This is a genomic window from Lentzea sp. NPDC005914, assembly GCF_040629405.1.
Lineage (GTDB): Bacteria > Actinomycetota > Actinomycetes > Mycobacteriales > Pseudonocardiaceae > Lentzea.
On record NZ_JBEXVQ010000005.1, the window covers coordinates 301,217 to 323,641 of the forward strand.

The window sequence follows — 22,425 nt, forward strand, 5'->3', positions numbered from 1 at the left end:
ATGACCACCTCTGCTAACCAGTACGTCGAGGCTCTGCGGTCGTCACTGAAGGAGATCGACCGGCTGCGCAAGCAGAACCAGCAGCTGATCGCGGCAGCGGTGGAACCGATCGCGATCGTGGGCATCGGCTGCCGGTACCCCGGCGGGGTGGCCTCGCCGGAGGACCTCTGGCAGGTCGTCGCTGAAGGCAGGGACGTGATCGGCGGTTTCCCCGCCGATCGCGGATGGGACGTTTCCGAGCTCGACACCGCCACGATCGAAGGCGGCTTCCTCGAAGACCCGGCGTCGTTCGACGCCGGGTTCTTCGGCATCTCGCCCCGCGAAGCCGTGGTCATGGACCCGCAGCAGCGCCTGCTCCTGGAGACCGCCTGGGAGGCCCTGGAACGCGCGGGCGTGAACGCGCAGTCGTTGCGCGGCACCAAGACCGGTGTGTTCATGGGTACCACCTCGCAGGACTACGCCGACCTGCTCTCGCGCTCGGGCGAGGACGTCGGCCTCTACGCCACGACCGCGTTCGCCGCTTCCGTGCTGTCCGGTCGCATCTCCTACCTGCTCGGGCTGGAAGGCCCCGCCGTCACCGTTGACACGGCTTGTTCTTCTTCTTTGGTGGCGCTGCACCTCGCTTCTTCCGCGTTGCGCGCCGGTGAATGCGACCTGGCGCTGGCCGGTGGTGTCGCGGTCATGACGACGCCCGCCGGGTTCGCCGCCTTCACCTCGCAGGGCGGACTCGCCGGAAACGGGCGCTGCAAAGCGTTCTCCGACGACGCGGACGGCACCGGCTGGTCCGAGGGTGTCGGTGTGCTGGTGCTGAAACGGCTTTCCGACGCTCAGCGCGCCGGCGACAAGATCCTCGCGGTGGTGCGCGGTTCCGCGGTGAACCAGGACGGTGCCTCCAACGGCCTGACCGCGCCGAACGGGCCGTCGCAGCAGCGCGTCATCCGTCAGGCCCTGCAGAACGGCGGCCTCGCTCCGTCCGATGTGGACGCGGTCGAAGCGCACGGCACTGGGACGACACTGGGCGACCCGATCGAGGCGCAGGCGATCCTCTCGGTGTACGGGCAGGATCGTGCTGAGCCGCTCTACCTCGGGTCCGTCAAGTCCAACATCGGTCACCCTCAGGGCGCCGCAGGTGTCGCCGGTGTGATCAAGGTCGTCATGGCGCTGCAGAACAGGCTGCTGCCGAAGACCCTGCACCTCGGCACGCCGTCCACCCAGGTCGACTGGACGAAGGGCAACGTGTCGTTGCTCGAGGACGCGCGGCCGTGGCCTTCCGTCGACCGGCCGTTGCGCGCTGGTGTCTCCGCGTTCGGTGTCTCGGGCACGAACGCGCACGTGATCCTCGAGCAGGCGCCGGCTCTTGAGGGGCGTGCGGAGGCTGCTGCTCCCGCTGTGCTGCCGTGGGTTCTGTCCGGCCGCACTCCGGCTGCCTTGGAGGAGCAGCGGGATCGGCTGCGGTCGGTCGTGGACGCCCTTTCGCCGCTGGACATCGCGTTCACCCTGGCGACCGCGCGGGCGTCGTTCGAGCAGCGGGCCGTGGTGCTGCCGGACGGTACGGAGCTCGCGCGCGGAGTGGCCGCCGACGAGACCACGCTCGCGTTCCTGTTCTCCGGTCAGGGGTCGCAGCGGCTGGGCATGGGACGTGAGCTGCACGCCCGGTTCCCGGTCTTCGCCTCCGCTTTCGACGAGGCTCTCGCGCACCTCGACCCCGCGCTGCGATCGGTGATGTGGGGCTCGGACGCCGATGCTTTGGAGCAGACCCGGTACACGCAGCCCGCGTTGTTCGCCTTCGAGGTGGCGATGTACCGGCTGCTGGAGTCGTTCGGGCTGGTGCCGGAGCAGGTGGCGGGGCACTCGATCGGCGAGATCGCGGCCGCGCACGTGGCCGGGGTGCTGTCGCTCGAGGACGCCTGCACGCTGGTGACCGCGCGGGCTTCGCTGATGCAGGCGTTGCCCTCCGGTGGCGCCATGTTCGCGGTGCAGGCCGCCGAGGACGAGGTTCTGCCGCACCTCACCGAGGGTGTCTCCATCGCCGCCGTCAACGGTCCGCGCTCGGTGGTCATCGCCGGTGTTGAACAAGAGGTTCGTAGGATCGTTGAACAATTCGACGATCGCAAGTCCAAGCAGCTCCAGGTGTCGCACGCGTTCCACTCGCCGTTGATGGAACCGATGCTGGACGACTTCCGCGCGGCGATCTCCGGCATTTCGTTCAACGATCCGACGATCCCGTTGTTGACTCGTGGGATTGTTCAACAATCCGAGCACTGGGTGCGGCACGTCCGCGACGCCGTCCGCTTCCACGACACCGTGACAGCGATGGGGGACAAGACCTTCGTGGAGGTCGGCCCGGACGGCGTGCTGGCCGCGATGGTCGACGACGCGATCCCGACCGCGCGCAAGGACCGCGGCGAGGAGCAGGCGTTCGTCACGGCGCTCGCCCGCCTGCACGTCGCGGGCGTTCCGGTCGACTGGGCACGGTTGTTCGAGGGTTCCGGGGCTGCTCGCGCCGACCTGCCCACCTACGCGTTCCAGCGGCAGAGGTTCTGGCCGCGGCCGAAGACGTCGACGGGCGACGTGCGGGGCGCGGGACTCGGCGCGGTCGGGCATCCGTTGCTCGGTGCGGCGGTGGAGCTGGCCGGGTCGTCCGGGCATCTGTTCACGTCGCGGCTGTCGCTGGCCACGCACCCGTGGCTCGCCGATCACGTGGTGATGGGGCGGGTTCTGTTCGCCGGCACCGCGTTCCTGGAGCTCGCGGTGCGCGCCGCGGACGAGGTGGGTTGCTCGCGCGTTGAGGAGTTGACGCTCGCCGCGCCGTTGGTGCTGACCCCCGACGCCGCTGTTCAGGTGCAGGTTTCCGTTGGGGCCGCTGACCCCGCCGGACGCCGATCGGTCGCGATCTTCTCTCGTCCCGAGGGATCTGTTGACACGCCTTGGCTTCAGCACGCTTCCGGTGTGCTCGGGTCGGGTGCTTCGGCCGTGTCGTTCGACGCTTCGGTGTGGCCGCCTGCCGGTGCCGAGGCTGTGGATGTTTCCGGTTCTTACGAGCGCTTCACCGACATGGGCTTCGGCTACGGCCCGGTTTTCCAGGGCCTGCAGGCGGTGTGGCGTGGTGGTGACGGCGTCGTGTACGCCGAGGTCGCGTTGCCCGAAGGTGTGGACGGTGGGGCATTCGGGCTGCACCCGGCGTTGCTGGACGCCGGTATGCACGCCGCGGGCTTCGGTGATCTCGGGTCGATCAGCCGGGGTGGGTTGCCGTTCTCCTGGCAAGGCGTGTCCTTGCACGCTTCGGGTGCTTCCGCGGTGCGGGTGCGGTTGTCGCGCGGCGAGGACGGCTCGATGGAGATCGCCGTCGCCGATGCGACCGGTGCTCCTGTTGCGTCCGTCGAGGCGCTGCAGACCCGTCCGGTTCCCGTCGACGAGCTCGGGTCCGGGGTCGCGCGGGACTCGTTGTTCCGCATCGAGTGGGTGCCGGTCGAGCTGCCCGCCGGGTTCGCCGAGCAGACCGTGGCGGTGCTCGGGCCGGACGTGCTGTCGCTGGCGGCCGGTCCGGTCGTCTCCGAGTTGACCGACGCCGACCTGACGCTGGTTCCGGTTGTCGGTACTGATGTGCGTGAGACGTGCTCGCGGGTGTTGGCGCTGATCCAGGAGTTCCTGTCTCGCCCTTCGGGCCGGCTCGCGTTCGTGACGCGGGGTGCTGTGGACGGCGATGACCTCGCCGCCGCTGCCGCGCGTGGCCTGGTGCGGTCGGCGCAGTCCGAGCACCCCGGCCGTTTCGTGCTGGTGGACCTCGACTTGGCCGAGGCCTCAGTGGGCGCGGTGCTGCACGCGTTGACGACCGATGAGCCGGTGCTGGCGATCCGCGACGGTGTCGTTCTCGCGGCACGTCTCGCGCGTGCCGCGCTGCCCACCTCGTCGGTCACCTGGTCAGGTCGTGTGCTGATCACCGGTGGTACCGGTGGTCTTGGTCAGCTGGTGGCCCGGCATCTTGTTGCCGAGCACGGTGTTCGTGAGCTGCTGCTGGTCTCGCGCACCGGTTCCGCCGACGTTTCCGCTCTGCGGGAGCTGGGTGCGGACGTGATCGTCGAGGCGTGCGACGTCTCCGACCGTTCGGCGCTGGAGTCGTTGCTGTCACGGCATTCCGTCGGCGGAGTGGTGCACACGGCCGCGGTGCTGGACGACGGTGTGGTCGAGTCGCTTGATCCTTCGCGTCTGGACACCGTGCTGCGCCCGAAAGCCGATGCGGCGCTGCACCTGCACTCGTTGCTGCCTGATGTGCCTTTCGTGCTGTTCTCGTCCGCTGCGGGCACGTTCGGTGGCGCCGGGCAGGCGAACTACGCCGCTGCCAACGCTTTCCTCGACGCGCTGGCTCGCGTCCGCCGCGCGTCCGGCCGGCACGCCGTCGCGCTGGCGTGGGGTGCGTGGGAGCAGACGTCGGGCATGACCGCCGCGATGTCGGAGGCCGACCTGCAGCGCATCGCCCGCTCCGGCATACCGCCTCTTTCCGTTGCGGATGGCCTCGCGTTGTTCGACGCGGGCGCGGGCGGTTCCGACGCTTTCCTGCTGCCGCTGCGGTTGGATCTGCCGGCCCTGCGGCCCCAGGGCGCGCCGCCGCCGTTGCTGCGCGGCCTGATCAAGACTCCGAAGCGCCGTGCCGCCGCTCAGTCCGTTGCCGCTGAAGGTCTTGTCTCGGAGCTGTCGCGTCTCGGTTCCGACGCGCGTCTGGAGGCGTTGCTGGACCTGGTCGCGGCTGAGGTGGCCGCGGTGCTCGGTCACGGCAGTGCGTCCGAAGTGGACCGCACCCGCACGTTCCAGGGCCTCGGGTTCGACTCGCTGACGGCTGTCGAGCTGCGCAACCGCCTCACCGCTTCCACGGGCATCCGCCTTCCGGCGACCTTGATCTTCGACTACCCGACGGCCGGCGCGCTGGCCTCCTATCTGCTCGATGAGCTGTTCGGCGCGGACGTCGTCGTGCCCGAGATTTCCGCTTCGTCGGTCTCCGACGATCCGATCGTGATCGTCGGCATGGCCTGCCAGTACCCCGGAGGCGTGTCGTCGCCGGAAGACCTGTGGCGCCTGGTGTTCGAGGAACGCGATGGCGTGACAGGCTTCCCGGCCAACCGCGGCTGGGACCTGGACGGCCTCTACGACCCGGACCCGGACGCCGCGGGCAAGACCCACGTGATGCAGGGTGGCTTCCTGCTCGATGCCCCGTCGTTCGACCCGGACTTCTTCGGCATGTCCCCGCGTGAGGCGCTCGCGACCGACGTCCAGCACCGGTTGTTGTTGCAGACGGCCTGGGAGGCCTTCGAACGCGCGGGCATCGACCCGGCTTCGGTTCGCGGCTCCAAGACCGGCGTTTTCGCGGGTGTGATGTCCAACGACTACTCGACTTTGGTGTCCGACGACATCTTCGAGGGCTACCAGGGCACCGGCACCGCGCAGAGCGTGCTATCCGGCCGTGTCGCCTACACCTTCGGTCTCGAAGGCCCGGCGGTCACCGTCGACACTGCTTGTTCGTCCTCTTTGGTCGCCTTGCATCTGGCGTCTTCCGCGCTGCGCAACGGCGAATGCTCGCTGGCTCTGGCCGGCGGTGTGACCGTCATGTCCACGCCCGGCTCGTTCGTGGCCTTCTCGAAGCAGCGCGGTCTCGCGATGGACGGCCGCTGCAAGTCCTTCGCCGACGCCGCCGACGGCACGGGCTGGGGAGAGGGCGTCGGTCTCCTGGTCCTGGAACGCCGGTCCGACGCTCTGCGCAACGGCCACACGATCCTTGCTGTGGTGCGCGGTTCCGCGGTGAACCAGGACGGCGCTTCCAACGGCCTCACCGCCCCGAACGGTCCTTCACAGCAACGCGTGATCCGCGCTGCCCTCGCTTCTGCTGGCTTGTCCGTGTCCGATGTGGACGTGGTGGAGGCGCACGGCACCGGCACGACTCTGGGCGACCCGATCGAGGCTCAGGCTCTGCTCGCCACCTACGGCGCTGATCGCGAGTCGCCGCTGCTGCTCGGCTCCATCAAGTCCAACATCGGCCACACCCAGGCCGCCGCGGGCGTTGCCGGCATCATCAAGATGGTCCACGCGATGCGGCACGGTGTCGTCCCCGCGACGCTGCACGTCGACCAGCCCTCCACCCACATCGACTGGACCGCGGGCAACGTCTCGCTGGCGACCACCGCGACGTCCTGGCCCGCCGTCTCCCGCCCGCGCCGCGCCGGCGTCTCGTCGTTCGGCGTCTCGGGCACCAACGCCCATGTCATCCTCGAGGCCGCAACCCCTTCTCCGGTTTCTGTGGACAACTCGGCGCCTGTGGACAACTCGGCCGCCGTCGATCTTGCGCCGCCTGTTTCGTCGGCCTCCCGTGGGACGCTTGGAGTGGGGACCTCGGTCTCCCCCCGGGGCCCCCAGGCGGGATCGATTCAGGGCGGTGGCGTGCCGTGGCTGGTGTCGGCACGGTCGGCTCAGGCGTTGGCCGGGCAGGTCGAGCGGATCAAGGCGTGGCCTGGGGATGCGGCGGACATCGCGTTCTCGTTGCTGACGACGCGCGCGGTTTTCGACCATCGGGCCGTGGTGCTCGACGGCGAGGTGCTGGCGTCCGGTGTGGCGCGGGCGGGCGAACTGGCGTTCCTGTTCAGCGGGCAGGGCTCGCAGCGGATCGGTATGGGGCGCGAGCTGTACGAGGCGTTCCCGGTGTTCGCCGAGGCGCTCGACGCGGTGCTCGTCAACCTCGACCCCGCCGTTCGCGAGGTCATGTGGGGGAGCGACCAGGAGGCGCTGAACCAGACCGGGTACACCCAGCCGGCGCTGTTCGCGTTCCAGGTGGCCTTGTACCGGCTGTTCGAGTTCTACGGCGTGAAGCCCGACCACATCGCTGGCCACTCGATCGGCGAGATCGCCGCCGCGCACGTTGCCGGGGTGCTGTCGCTGGAGGACGCCTGCCAACTCGTGACGGCGCGCGCCTCGTTGATGCAGGCGTTGCCGGCGGGTGGCGCCATGGTGTCGGTGGTCGCGTCCGAGAAGAAGGTTCGTGAGCACCTGACCGATGGTGTGTCCATCGCGGTGGTCAATGGGCCTCGGTCCGTGGTGATCGCCGGCGTCGAAGACGAAGTGCTCGCAATCGCCTCGAAGTGGAAGAACAAGCGACTGAAGGTGTCGCACGCGTTCCACTCGCCGTTGATGGAGCCGATGCTCGACGACTTCCGCGAAGCGATCAGTGGACTGACGTTCCACGAGCCGCTTGTCCGGATGTCAACAAGCGGGCAAGTGAATACTGTCGACTACTGGGTCGACCACGTTCGCGACACCGTGCGGTTCCACGACAACGTGACCGCGTTGGGCGACGTGAAGTGCCTGGAGATCGGGCCTGATGGCGTGCTGTCCGCGATGGTGGACGGCTGCGTGCCCGCAGTGCGGCGCAACGTTGACGAAGTCAAGTCAATGTTGACTGCATTGAGTCGAATCAATGTTGACGGCGTCAATGTTGATTGGAACAAGTTCTGTCAACATGGCCGCAAGGTCGACCTGCCGACGTACGCGTTCGAGCTGCAGCGGTTCTGGCCCGAGGTGTCCACGAGGTCGGACGTCCGGTCGGCCGGTCTCGGCGCGGTGGAGCACCCGCTGCTCGGTGCCGCGGTCGAACTGGCCGGGCCAGGAGGAAACGCCGAGGGTCTGCTGTTCACGAGCAGGCTGTCGCTGCGCACCCACCCGTGGCTGAGGGATCACTCGCTGCACGGCAAGGTGCTCGTGCCCGGTGCGGCGCTCGTCGAGCTCGCGTTGCGGGCCGCGGACGAGGTGGGCCTCGACCGCGTGGACGAGCTGACGATCGCGGCGCCGCTCGTGCTGCCGGAGTCCGGTGCCGTGCAGGTGCAGATCCGCGTCGGTGCTGAGGGCGAGCGCCGGTCGGTCGCGATTCACAGCCGTCCCGAGGACAGCGATCTGCCGTGGACCGAGCACGCTGCCGGTTTCCTGGCGGCCGGGACCACTGCCACGGACTTCGACGCGTCGGTGTGGCCGCCTGCCAGAGCAGAGGCCGTGCAGGTCGAGGGTGCTTACGAGCGGTTCGCGGAGCTCGGGTTCGACTACGGGCACGCGTTCCAGGGGCTGCGGGCCGCGTGGAAGCTGGGCGACCAGGTGTTCGCCGAGGTCGCGCTGCCCGAGGGTGTGACGGCCACCGGCTTCGGCATCCACGCGGCGCTGCTGGACGCGGCGCTGCACGCGGTGGCGTTCGCCGACCAGCGGACCGAGGGCGCGGTGCCGTTCTCGTGGGAGAACGTCGCGCTGCACGCGGTGGGCGCCACGTCGTTGCGGGTGCGTCTGCGGACCACCGGCGAGAGTTCGATGGAGATCGCCATCGCGGATGCCGCCGGTGCGCCGGTGGCGACGGTCGGGTCGCTTGTGACGCGAGCCGTGTCGGCGCGGCAGCTCAGTGCCGTGCAGGAGGCGTTGTTCGGGCTGGACTGGGTGCCGGTCACGCTCACCGATGCTGTTCCGGGGGCGCACGTCGTCGAGCACGTGTCATCGGAAGGGACGCCGGTCGAGGCCGCGCACGCGGTGACGGCCGGGGTGCTCGCGAAGATCCAGGAGTGGATCACGACCGAGCGGGCCGAGAAGCTCGTTTTCGTGACGCGGCAGGGTGATCTGGGTGCGTCGGCGGTGTGGGGCCTGGTGCGGGCCGCGCAGTCGGAGCATCCCGGGCGGTTCGCGCTGGTCGAGGCCGACGGTGAGCTGCCGGACTCGGTGCTCGCGAGCGCCGAGCCGCAACTGCGCGTGCGGGGTGGCGAGGTGTTCGTGCCGCGCATCGCCCGGATCGCCGCCGGTGAGAGCGTTGTGCTGGAAGGACCTGTGCTGATCACCGGCGGGACCGGCGGGCTCGGTCAGGTCATCGCGCGGCATCTCGTTGCCGCGCATGGCGTTCGCGACCTCGTGCTGGTCAGCCGGCGCGGAAAGACGCCGGACTGGGTGGCGGAGCTGGACGCGTCGGTCAGCGTTGTGGCGTGCGATGTCGCCGACAGGCACTCGGTCGCGAACCTCTTTGCGGGTCACCAGATCCGTTCCATCGTGCACACCGCCGGCGTGCTGGACGACGGCGTGATCGAGTCGCTCACGCCGGAGCGGTTGTCTACCGTGTTGCGGCCGAAGGTTGACGCTGCTTGGAACCTGCACGAGTTCGCACCGGATGTCTCGGCGTTTGTCGTTTACTCGTCCGGTGCGGGCATCTTCGGGTCGTCCGGACAGGGCAACTACGCGGCGGGCAACACGTTCCTCGACGCGCTGATCGAGCACCGGCGGGCCGCTGGGCTGCCGGGCGCGTCGCTGGCGTGGGGCGCGTGGGCAGGGACGGGCATGCTGTCCGGTGCCGACGCCGAACGCCTCGCCAAGTCCGGAATGCCGCCGATCACGCCCGCGGAAGGCGTGGAACTCTTCGACGCCGCGCTGTCTTCGGGTGCCTCGCTGGTGCTGCCGCTGAAGCTCGACCTGCCGGTGTTCCGGGCGAGGGGCGAGGTTCCGGCGATGCTGCAGGGCCTGGTGAAGGTCCGTGCTCGTCGCACGGCCGCCTCGAGCACGTCGTCGTCGCTGGTGCAGAAGCTGGCGGGTCTTGATGACGCCGCGCGCTTGGAAGCGCTGCTCGACCTGGTGCGTGCCGAGGTCGGCGCCGTGCTCGGCCACAGCGGCGGCGAGACGATCGACCCGTCGCGGGCGTTCCAGTCGTTGGGCTTCGACTCGCTGACGGCCGTCGAACTGCGCAACCGCCTCGGTGAGGTCACCGGGCTGCGGTTGCCCGCGACGCTGACGTTCGACTACCCGACGGCCGCGGTGCTGGCGAGTTTCCTGACCGACGAGCTGTTCGGCGCTTCGGAGCCGGTGTCGCGGCAGCCTGCTCTGGCGTCCACTTCGGACGATCCGATCGTCATCGTCGGCATGGCCTGTCGTTACCCGGGAGGCGTGTCGTCGCCCGAGGACCTGTGGCGGCTGGTGGCCGGCGGTGTCGACGCCATCACGGAGTTCCCGGTCAACCGCGGCTGGGACATCGACGGCATCTACCACCCCGACCCCGACCACGCGGGCACGACCTACTCGATCTCGGGCGGTTTCCTGCACGAGGCGGGCGCGTTCGACCCGGCGTTCTTCGGCATGTCGCCGCGCGAGGCCCTGGCAACGGACTCCCAGCAGCGCCTGCTGCTCGAGACCACCTGGGAAGCGCTGGAGAGGTCCGGCATCGACCCGGCGTCGTTGCGCGGCAGTGCGACCGGCGTCTTCACCGGTGTGATGTACAACGACTACGCGTCCATTCTGGACGGTGGAGAGTTCGAGGGGCACCAGGGCCAGGGCAGTGCGGGCAGCATCGCCTCGGGCCGCGTGTCCTACACGTTCGGGTTCGAGGGGCCGGCCGTCACGGTCGACACCGCTTGCTCCTCGTCCTTGGTGGCGCTGCACCTGGCTTCGCAGGCCCTGCGCTCGGGCGAGTGCTCGCTGGCGGTCGCGGGCGGTGTGACGGTCATGTCGACGCCCACCACGTACGTCGAGTTTTCCCGCCAGCGCGGGCTTTCCGTTGACGGGCGCTGCAAGGCGTTCTCCGACGACGCCGACGGCACTGGCTGGGGCGAAGGCGTCGGCCTGTTGGTGCTGGAGCGCCAGTCCGACGCTCTGCGCAACGGCCACACCGTGCTGGCAGTCGTGCGCGGCTCGGCGGTGAACCAGGACGGCGCTTCCAACGGTCTGACCGCGCCGAACGGTCCGTCGCAGCAGCGCGTGATCCGCTCCGCGCTGGCTTCTGCAGGCCTGTCCGCGGCGGATGTCGATGCGGTCGAGGCACACGGCACCGCGACGAAGCTCGGCGACCCGATCGAGGCTCAGGCGTTGCTCGCGGTCTACGGGCAGGACCGCTCCGAGCCGCTCTACCTGGGCTCGATCAAGTCGAACATCGGTCACACGCAGGCGGCCGCGGGTGTCGCGGGCGTGATCAAGATGGTGCAGGCGCTCCGTCACGGCGTGCTGCCGCAGACGCTGCACGTCGGCACGCCGACCACGCAGGTCGACTGGGAGTCCGGTGATGTCGAGGTGCTGACCTCGTCCCGCGCCTGGCCTTCGGTGGACCGCGCGCGCCGGGCAGGCATCTCGTCGTTCGGCGTCTCAGGCACGAACGCGCACGTGATCATCGAGGCTCCGAGTGCTCAGGAATTGTCAGACCTGCCTGAGATGATTGGGATGGGGGGTAGTTCCCCCCAAGGGGCCAGCCAATCCGGATCGATTCCGACGAGGGTCTCGGACTCGGACGCGGTCCCGACGCAGGCGCCGGTGCCGTTGGTGGTGTCGGCCAAGTCGGCGGGGGCACTGCGGGGGCAGGTCGAGCGGGTCAAGGCGCTGGTGGACAGTGGCGTGTCCGCTGTGGACGTCGGGTTCTCGTTGGCCACCACTCGTGCGTTGTTCGAGCACCGAGCGGTGTTGCTTGGCGGGGAAGTCGTCGCTGACGGGGTTGCGGGCGGGAAGCCGCTGGCGTTCCTGTTCTCCGGGCAGGGGGCGCAGCGGGTCGGGGTCGGGCGTGAGTTGTATGAGGCGTTCCCGGTGTTCGCGGAGGCGTTGGACGCCGCGCTCGTCAACCTTGACCCGGCGCTGCGGGACGTCATGTGGGGCGACGATCAGGAGACGCTGAACCAGACCGGGTACGCGCAGCCCGCGCTGTTCGCGGTCGAGGTGGCGCTGTACCGGTTGCTCGAGTCGTTCGGGGTCAGGCCGGATCAGGTCGTGGGGCATTCGATCGGTGAGATCGCGGCGGCGCATGTCGCGGGCGTGTTGAGCCTTGAGGACGCGTGTCTGCTGGTCACGGCACGTGCGGCGCTCATGCAGGCGTTGCCGGCCGGTGGCGCGATGGTGTCCGTTGTCGCGTCGGAAGAAGAGGTGCTGCCGCATCTGACTGCCGGCGTGTCGATCGCTGCGGTCAACGGGCCTCGCTCGGTGGTGATCGCCGGGGTTGAGGACGAGGTTCTCGCCGTTGCGGAGCGGTGGAAGAGCAAGCGGCTGAAGGTGTCGCACGCGTTCCACTCGCCGTTGATGGAGCCGATGCTCGAGGACTTCCGCGAAGCGATCAGCGGGGTCACGTTCGCCGAGCCCGTTGTCGGAATGTCTACATCCGGCGATGTCACGTCCGTCGACTACTGGGTCGCCCACGTTCGCGATGCGGTGCGGTTCCACGAGAATGTCACGCGATTGGGTGACGTCACGCTGGTGGAGATCGGGCCTGACGCGCAGTTGAGCGCGATGGTGAACGGCTCTACGGCGGTATTGAGGCGGGACCGCGGTGAGGTCGCGTCAATGTTGACTGCACTCAGTCAAGTACATGTTGACGGAATCAATGTTGACTGGACGCAGCTGTATACAGGCGGACGGAAGGTTGATCTGCCCACCTACGCGTTCGAGCACCAGATGTTCTGGCCGAAGGCGGTGCGCAAGGCCGGCGATGTCGGGGCGCTGGGGCTCATGCGGGTCGAGCACCCGTTGCTCGGAGCGGCGGTCGATGTCGCCGGTGCGGACGGGGTGCTGTTCACGAGCCGGCTGTCGCTGAGCTCGCACCCGTGGCTCGCGGACCACACGGTGTTCGGGCAGGTGTTGCTGCCGGGGACGGCGTTCCTGGAGCTCGCGGTGCGGGCCGGGGACGAGGTCGGGCTCGACCGCGTCGACGAGCTGACGCTGGCCGCGCCGCTCGTGCTGCCTGAGCAGGGTGCCGTGAGGCTGCAGGTCGCGGTGGGTGCCGAGGAGAACGGGCGTCGTGCGGTCGAGGTGTTCTCGCGGCCCGACGGTGAGGACGTGCCGTGGACGCGGCACGCGACCGGTTTCCTGGCGAGTGGTGTGACCGGCAACGACTTCGACGCGACGGTGTGGCCGCCCGAGGCGGATCGCGTTGACGTTGAGGGTGCTTACGAGCGGTTCGCGGAGAACGGGTTCGAGTACGGGCCGGTGTTCCAGGGGCTGCGGGCGGTCTGGCGGACGGACAGCGAGGTGTTCGCCGAGGTCGCGCTGCCCGAGGGCGTCGAGGCGGGAGCGTTCGGGTTGCACCCGGCGCTGCTCGACGCCGCGCTGCACGCGGGCGGGTTCTTCGACGGGGTCGAGGCGGGGCTGCCGTTCTCGTGGGAAGGCGTGTCGCTGCACGCCACCGGAGCCTCCGCGGTCCGGGTGCGGCTGCGGCGCAACGGTGACGCGTGGGTGCTCGCGGTCGCGGACGCGGCTGGTGCACCGGTGGCCACGATCGGGTCGCTGGTGACGCGGGCGGTCGCGGCGCAGCAGGTGAGTGTCGTGGACCGGGACTCGTTGTTCCGGCTCGACTGGGTGCCCGTGTCGTCGCCTCAGGCCGGTGCGACCGCCGTTGTCGTGGAGGAGTTCGTCGGCGACGGGGACGTCGTCGAGCAGACGCACGCACTCGCTGCCCGTGCGCTGGAACTGGTGCAGCGGTGGATCGCCGAGGAGCGGGCTGAGCGGCTGGTGTTCGTGACGCGCCAGGACGACCTGGCCGCGAGCGCGGTGCACGGTCTGGTCCGGGCCGCGCAGAACGAGCACCCCGGCCGGTTCGCGCTCATCGACACCGACGGCGAGGTGACAGAGCGGGTTCTCGCGATCGACGAGCCGCAGCTGCGGGTGCGGGGCGGCCAGGTGTTCGCGCCACGGCTCGCGCGGGCCGAGGCGGCCGAGCCCGGCGAGTTCACCGGTCCGGTGCTGATCACCGGTGGCACCGGTGGGCTGGGGCTCGTGGTGGCCAGGCACCTCGTCGAACGGTATGGCGTCAAGGAGCTCGTGCTGGTCAGCCGCACCGGCAAGGCAGACGTGTCCGATGTGGACGCCAAGGTCACCGTGGTCGCGTGTGATGTCAGTGACCGCAAGGCTTTGCAGAAGGTGTTGAAGAAGCACAAGGTGCGCAGCGTCGTGCACACGGCTGGCGTGCTCGATGACGGTGTGGTCGAGTCGCTCACGCCGGAACGGCTGGCGACCGTGTTGCGGCCGAAGGTCGACGCGGCCTGGAACCTGCACGAGCTCACGAAGGGCTTGGACAAGTTCGTCATCTTCTCCAGCGCCGCCGGAACGTTCGGTGCGGCGGGGCAGGCGAACTACGCGGCCGGCAACGCGTTCCTCGATGCTCTGGCCGAGTACCGCCGGGCCGCCGGGCTGCCCGCGGTGTCGCTGGCGTGGGGTGCGTGGAACCAGACCGGCATGCTGTCGGACGCCGATGCCGAGCGCATGGCACGCGGTGGCACGCCGCCGTTGTCGGTGGAGCAGGGGCTCGCGCTGTTCGACGCGGCGATCGGTGGGGACGACGCCGTGCTGCTGCCGTTGCGCCTTGACCTCGCGACGTTGCGCAACCACGGCGAGATCCGCCCGTTGCTGCGTGGCCTGATCCGGACGCGGGCTCGCCGCGCGGCGGCTCAGGCCGACTCCGGACTGGTCCAGCGGCTCACCGCGATGGCACCGGAAGCGCGTCTCGCCGCGCTGCTCGACCTGGTGCGCAACGAGGTCGCGGCGGTTCTCGGCCACGACGGCGTCGCGGCGGTGGATCCGGCCAAGGCGTTCCAGGACCTCGGGTTCGACTCGCTCACGGCGGTCGACCTGCGCAACCGCTTGACCGGTGTCACCGGGCTGCGGCTGCCGAGCACGCTGATCTTCGACTACCCGACGTCCGCGGTGCTCGCCGGATTCCTGCGCGACGAGCTGTTCGGTGCCGACGAGACGTTGTCGTTGCTGCCCGCGCTGACGTCCACTTCGGATGATCCGATCGTGATCGTCGGCATGGCGTGCCGCTATCCCGGCGGTGTCGCGACGCCGGAACAGTTGTGGGACCTCGTGGTCGACGGCCGCGACGCCATCAGCGAATTCCCGACCAACCGCGGCTGGGACCTCGACTCGCTCTACCACCCGGACCCGGACCACGTCGGCACCTCGTACACGAAGTCCGGTGGCTTCCTGCACGACGCGGACATGTTCGACCCGGAGTTCTTCGGCATGTCGCCGCGCGAGGCGGTGTCGACCGACGCCCAGCAGCGTCTGCTGCTCGAGGCGTCGTGGGAGGCGTTGGAGCGCTCTGGCATCGACCCCGTCGCCCTGAAGGGAAGCCCCACCGGTGTGTTCGCCGGTGTCATGTACAACGACTACTCGTTGCTGCTCGAGGGCGACTCCGAGGGTTACCAGACGACCGGTGGTTCGCCTTCGGTCGTGTCCGGTCGTGTGTCTTACACGTTCGGGTTCGAGGGGCCCGCGGTCACTCTCGACACGGCGTGCTCGTCGTCGTTGGTCGCGATGCACTGGGCGATGCAAGCTCTTCGTGCCGGTGAATGCTCGCTCGCTTTGGCCGGTGGTGTCACTGTGCTGGCTTCGCCGGGTGCGTTCATCGGGTTCTCACGGCAGCGCGGGCTCTCGCCAGACGGTCGTTGCAAGGCTTTCTCCGACTCGGCTGACGGCGTCGGCTGGTCCGAGGGTGTCGGTGTGGTCGTGCTGGAGCGGCTGTCCGACGCTCTGCGCAACGGCCACAACGTCCTGGCTGTCGTGCGGGGCTCGGCGGTCAACCAGGACGGTGCTTCGAACGGACTCACCGCGCCGAACGGTCCGTCGCAGCAGCGGGTGATTCGTCAGGCTTTGGCATCGGCTGGACTGTCCACTGCGGACGTTGATGTTGTCGAGGCGCACGGAACCGGTACTTCTTTGGGTGACCCGATCGAGGCGCAGGCCCTGTTGGCGACCTACGGTCAGGACCGCCCGTCGCCTTTGCTGCTCGGCTCGATCAAGTCGAACATCGGCCACACGCAGGCGGCCGCGGGTGTTGCCGGCGTGATCAAGATGGTGCAGGCGCTGCGCCATGGTGTTGTGCCGCGGACGCTGCATGTCGACGAGCCTTCGTCGCACGTGGACTGGGAGGCCGGGTCGGTTCAGCTGCTGACCGGCAACGCCTCGTGGCCCGCCGTTGACCGTGCTCGGCGCGCGGCTGTCTCGTCGTTCGGTGTGTCTGGCACGAATGCGCACGTGATCTTGGAGGCTCCGGGCGTTCAGGAATTGTCGGACCTGCCTGAGATGATTGGGATGGGGGGTGGATCCCCCCAGGGGGCCGGCCAATCGGGATCGATTCCGCAGATTGGGGCCGGGCTGCAGGTTGGGGCCACGCCGCAGGTCGGGGTCGGGTCGCAGGTCGGGGCTGAGCAGCACGTCGGTGCTGTGCCGCTGGCGGTGTCGGCCAAGTCGGCAGCGTCCTTGCGGGCGCAGGTGGAGCAGGTCGGCGCGCTGGTGGAGAGCGGCGTTTCCGCTGCGGATGTTGGGTTGTCGTTGGCGACTACTCGCGCGTTGTTCGACCACCGTGCGGTGGTGTGGAACGGCGTTGAGCTGGCTAGCGGGGCGGTGAAGAACCGGGCGCTTGCCGTGGTGTTCTCCGGGCAGGGGTCGCAGCGGGTCGGCATGGCTCGGGAACTGTATGAGGCGTTCCCGGTGTTCGCGGAGGCGTTGGACGCCGCGCTGGTCAACCTTGATCCGGCGCTGCAGGATGTCATGTGGGGTGAGGATCAGGATGCGCTGAACCAGACCGGGTACGCGCAGCCGGCGATCTTCGCGGTTGAGGTGGCGCTGTACCGGTTGCTGGAGTGGTTCGGCGTCAGGCCAGTGCAGGTGGCCGGGCATTCGATCGGTGAGATCGCGGCGGCCCACGTGGCCGGGGTGTTGAGCCTTGAGGACGCGTGTCTGCTGGTCACGGCACGGGCGGCGCTCATGCAGGCGTTGCCCGCTGGCGGGGCGATGGTGTCGGTCATCGCGTCCGAGGAAGAAGTGCTCGAGCACCTCACACAAGGTGTGTCGATCGCTGCGGTCAACGGGCCTCGGTCGGTGGTGATCGCCGGGGTTGAGGACGAGGTTCTCGCGCTTGCGGAGCGGTGGAAGAGCAAGCGGCTGAAGGTGTCGCATGCGTTCCACTCGCCGTTGATGGAGCCGATGCTGGACGACTTCCGCGAGGCGATCGCGGAGATCCAGTTCGGTGAGCCGCGTATTCCTTTCAGTGCGTCTGGGGATGTCACGACGGCTGAGTACTGGGTGCGGCACGTTCGGGATGCTGTGCGGTTCCACGACAACGTCACTCGGCTGGGTGATGTGACGGTGCTTGAGGTGGGGCCGGATGCGCAGTTGACGGCGATGGTTGACGGGTTGATTCCGACGTTGACGCGCGTCAAGTCTGATGTTGAATCAATGTTGACTGCATTGAGTCAAGTACATGTTGACGGCGTCAATGTTGACTGGACGCGGTTCTACGAGGGCGGCAAGCGGATCGAGCTGCCCACCTACCCGTTCAACCGGCAGCGGTACTGGCCGGCGAGTGCGGGGCGGGCGTCGGACGCGTCCGGGCTGGGGCTGGTCGGCGTGGCGCACCCGTTGCTCGGGGCTGCGGTGGAGCTGGCCGAGGGCGAAGGCGTGGTGTTCACCAGCCGGATGTCGTTGAGCACGCACCCTTGGCTCGCGAATCACGTGATCATGGGGCGGACGTTGGTGCCGGCCGCCGTGCTGATCGAGCTCGCGATGCGGGCCGCGGACGAGGTCGGGCTCGACCGTGTCGACGACCTGACGCTGGCCGCGCCGTTGGTGCTGCCTGAGCGCGGGGCTGTGCAGGTGCAGTTGAAGGTCGGCCCGGATACTGGCGGCCGTCGACAGTATGCAATTCACTCCCGGCTCGAGGACGCGCCGGGCTCGCCGTGGATGCAGCATGCGACCGGGTTCCTGGCGCGTGGAACGACCGGCAGCGAGTTCGAGGCGACGATCTGGCCGCCCGCTGGGGCCGTGGCGATGGACTACGAGGAGTGCTACGAGCGGTTCGCGGTCGTGGGCTTCGCTTACGGGCACGCGTTCCGGAACTTGAAGGCCGCGTGGCGGGTCGGAGACGAGATCTACGCCGAGCTCGCGCTGTCTGAGGACGTTGACGGCACGGCGTATGGGCTGCATCCGGCGTTGCTCGACTCGGCACTGCACGCGGCGTTGCTCGACGAGACGCTCGACGCGGGGCTGCCGTTCTCGTGGGAGGGCGTGTCGCTGCACGCCACCGGAGCCAGCGAACTGCGCGTCAAGCTGACCCGCGACGAGGGCGGCATGCGCCGGACCATCGCGCTGGCCGACGTCACGGGCGCGCCGGTCGCCACGGTCGAGGCCGTGGTCGTGCGTGCGGTGAGCGCCGAGCAGCTCGGTGAGGCCCGGCAGAGCGAGCTGTTCGGGCTGGACTGGGTGCCGGTCACGCAGGAGGACGTCGCGGCGCCCGAGTCCGTCGCGGTGATCGGGCCGGACGTGCTCGACCTCGGCTACCCGGTGGTCGGCGCGATCGCGGACACCGACGCCGGGCTGGTGCTGGTGCCGGTGGTCGGCGAAGAGGACGTGCTCGACAGCACGCACCGCAACACCGCGCGCGTGCTGGAGCTGGTGCAGGAGTGGATCAACAGTGGGAAGAGCGGCAGGCTGACGTTCGTCACTCGTGGCGCGACCACGGGTGAAGACCTGGGCGCGGCGGCGGTGTGGGGCCTGGTGCGGTCGGCGCAGTCGGAGCATCCCGAGCGGTTCGGGCTGATCGACCTGTGCGGCAACAACGTCTCCACCGCGATGGTGTCGGTGGCGTTCGGAGTCGACGAACCTCAGTTGGTGGTCCGCGACGGGGAGGTGCTGGCCGGACGGCTGGCGCGGGTCACGGGCGAGGTCGAGGTCCGGTGGGACGGCAAGGTTCTCGTCACCGGCGGCACCGGCGGGCTGGGTGCGGTCATCGCGAAGCACCTCGTCGAGAAGCACGGTGTCCGGGAGCTGGTGCTCGTCAGCCGCCGTGGTGAGGCGGACACGGCGGAGCTGGAAGCGTTAGGAGCGCGGGTCACCGTCGCCGCGTGCGATGTGACCGACCGGGAGGCGCTCGCGGAACTCCTTGCCCAGCACGAGATCCGGGGCGTCGTGCACGCGGCTGGTGTGCTGGATGACGGCGTGATCGAGTCGATGACGCCCGAGCGCATTGCGAACGTGGTGCGGCCCAAGGCTGACGCTGCGTGGCATCTGCACGAGCTGACTGGTGACCTGACGGCGTTCGTCGTGTTCTCGTCGGCGGCCGGGGTGTTCGGCAACGCGGGACAGGCGAACTACGCGGCGGGCAACGCGTTCCTCGACGCCCTCGCCGCGCACCGCAAGGCTCACGGGCTGCCCGCGACGTCGATGGCGTGGGGTGTGTGGTCCGGGGTCAGCGGTATGACAGGCGAGCTGACCGAGGCGGAAGCGGCGCGCATGACCGCCGCCGGCATGCCTCCGGTCACGGTGCAGCAGGGGCTGGAGCTCTTCGACGCGGCCGTGGCGAGCGGGGCGGCGCTGACCGTTCCAGTGCGGCTCGACCTCGCGACGCTGCGGGCACGCGGTGCGGTGGCGCCGTTGCTGCAGGGCCTGGTCCAGGTCCGGGCGCGGCGTGCGGCGGCGGGGTCGGCGACAGCGTCCGGGCTGGTGCAGAAGCTCGGGTCGATGGAGGCCACGGACCGGCGTGCGGCGCTGGTGGACCTGGTGCGCGCGCAGGTGTCGTCGGTGCTCGGCCACTCGTCGATCGACGCGGTGGACGCGACGCGGGCCTTCCAGGACCTCGGGTTCGACTCGCTGACCGCGGTCGAGCTGCGCAACCAGTTGACCGAGGCGACCGGGCTGCGGCTGCCGGCGACGCTGGTGTTCGACTACCCGACTTCGATCGCGCTGGCCGACCATCTGCACACCGAACTGTTCGGGTCTGTGTCGGAGATTCCGAATCTGCCCGCGCTGGTGTCTACTTCGGACGATCCGATCGTGATCGTCGGCATGGCCTGCCGGTTCCCCGGTGGCGTCACGTCGCCGGAGACGTTGTGGGACCTGGTGGTCTCGGGGACGGACGCGATCACGCCGTTCCCGGAGAACCGGGGCTGGGACCTCGACACGCTGTTCCACCCGGACCCGGACAACCTCGGCACCTCCTACGCCCGCGCCGGTGGCTTCCTGCACGACGCGGACCAGTTCGACCCGGCGTTCTTCGGGATGTCGCCGCGGGAGGCACTCGGCACGGACGGCCAGCAGCGCATCCTGCTGGAGACGACGTGGGAGGCGCTGGAGCGGGCGGGAATCGACCCGACCTCGCTGCGGGGTTCGCGGACCGGTGTGTTCGCCGGTGTCATGTACAACGACTACGCGCAGATCGTCGAGGCCGACTCCGAGGGACACCAGGGTGCCGGAACGTCACCGTCGGTCGTCTCGGGCCGCGTTTCTTACACCTTCGGGTTCGAAGGGCCGTCGGTGTCGATCGACACCGCGTGCTCGTCGTCACTGGTCGCGATGCACCTGGCGGCACAGTCGCTGCGGGCGGGTGAGTGCTCGTTGGCGCTGGCCGGTGGTGTGACGGTGATGTCGACGCCGGGCGCGTTCGTCGGGTTCTCCCGGCAGCGCGGGCTGTCGGAGGACGGGCGGTGCAAGGCGTTCTCGGAGTCCGCGGATGGTGTCGGCTGGTCCGAGGGTGTCGGTCTGCTGGTGATGGAGCGTCAGTCCGACGCTCTGCGTCATGGGCACACGGTACTGGCGGTGCTGCGTGGTTCGGCCATCAACCAGGACGGTGCTTCGAACGGTTTGACGGCGCCCAACGGGCCGTCGCAGCAGAGGGTTATCCGCCAAGCGCTTGCGTCGGCCGGACTGTCCACTCAGGACGTTGACACGGTCGAGGCGCACGGCACCGGAACGACTTTGGGTGACCCGATCGAGGCGCAGGCTTTGTTGGCGACCTATGGGCAGGATCGTTCGGTGCCGCTGCTGCTCGGTGGCATCAAGTCGAACATCGGGCACACGCAGGCGGCTGCCGGTGTTGCGGGTGTGATCAAGATGGTGCACGCCATGCGGCACGGCGTTGTGCCGCCGACCCTGCACATCACGGAGCCGTCCACGCACGTCGACTGGAGTGAGGGTGCGGTCTCGCTCGTCACCGAGGCCACGCCGTGGCCTGAGGTGTCGCGGCCGCGCCGGGCGGGCGTCTCGTCGTTCGGTTTCTCCGGGACGAACGCGCACGTGATCTTGGAAGCGCCGGGCTCGGGGATCCCCCCGTTTTCCAGCGTACCGGGTGAAATAGCTGGTCAAGCGGGGCTGGCGGAATCTGTGGACAACTCGGTGGCTGTGGACAAGTCGGTAGTTGTGGATCTTGCTGGCGCGGAGATGTCGGGCCCTCGTGGGACGCTTGGAGTGGGGACCTCGGACTCCCCCTGGGGGGCCCAGGCGGGATCGATTCCGTTCGTGGTGTCGGCCAAGACTGCGGAGGCGTTGGACGGGCAGGTTGAGCGGATCAAGGCGGTTGAGGGGGCGGCGGAGGATGTTGCGTTCTCACTGTTGAGGACGCGGGCGCAGTTCGAGCATCGGGCCGTGGTGCTCGGGGACGAGGTGCTGGCGCGGGGGACCGCGTTGTCGCAGCGGTCGCTGGCGGTGCTGTTCTCCGGGCAGGGGTCGCAGCGGGTCGGTATGGGGCGCGAGTTGTATGAGGCGTTCCCGGTGTTCGCCGCGGCGCTGGACGGTGTGCTGATGTACCTGGACCCGGCGGTTCGGGATGTCATGTGGGGTGAGGACCAGGAGGCGTTGAACCAGACCGGGGTCGCGCAGCCGGCGTTGTTCGCGGTCGAGGTGGCGCTGTACCGGTTGGTCGAGTCGTGGGGGGTCCGGGCGGAGCAGGTGGCCGGGCACTCGATCGGTGAGATCGCCGCGGCGCACGTTGCCGGGGTGCTGAGCCTGGAAGACGCGTGCTTGCTGGTTACGGCTCGGTCGGCGCTCATGCAGGCGTTGCCTGAGGGTGGCGCGATGGTCGCGGTTCAGGCTTCTGAGGAAGAAGTGCTACCGCATCTCACAGGGCGGGTGTCGATCGCGGCTGTCAACGGGCCTCGGTCGGTGGTGATCGCGGGTGACGAGGACGAGGTGCTCGCGGTCGCTGAGCGGTGGAAGAGCAAGCGGCTGAAGGTGTCGCACGCGTTCCACTCGCCGTTGATGGAGCCGATGCTGGAGGACTTCCGCGAGTCGTTGGCGGAGGTCGTGTTCAGCCCGCCGAGCCTCACGATGGTGGCCGGCGGGGACGTCACGACCGTCGAGTACTGGGTGAACCACGTCCGGGACGCCGTGCGGTTCAGCGAGAACGTGCAGAGGCTGCGCGACGGTGGCGCGACCACGTTCCTCGAGGTCGGGCCGGACGGCGTGCTGAGCGCGATCGTCGAGGACGCGATTCCCTTGCTGCGCAAGGACAAGGGTGAGCGCGTCGCGGCGCTGACCGCTCTGGCTCGCCTGCACGTCGATGGCGTGAAGGTCGACTGGAGCGGGTTCTGCTCGGGTGGCAAGAAGATCGATCTGCCCACCTACGCGTTCGACCACCAGCGGTACTGGCCCGCGGTGCGGGTCGGCGGGGACGACGCGTCCGGGATGGGCATGGTCGCG

1 protein-coding gene (running past one end of the window) is annotated in these 22,425 nt (G+C 69.2%); it reads left to right on the forward strand.

The genetic code is table 11. The features are described from left to right. On the forward strand, positions 1-22,425 hold the 5' portion of the coding sequence (locus ABZ345_RS09675) for an SDR family NAD(P)-dependent oxidoreductase (protein WP_359844807.1). Its footprint extends 7,626 nt past the window's final position; the window shows 22,425 of its 30,051 coding nt (coding positions 1-22,425); the start codon lies at positions 1-3; its stop codon lies off the right edge, out of view.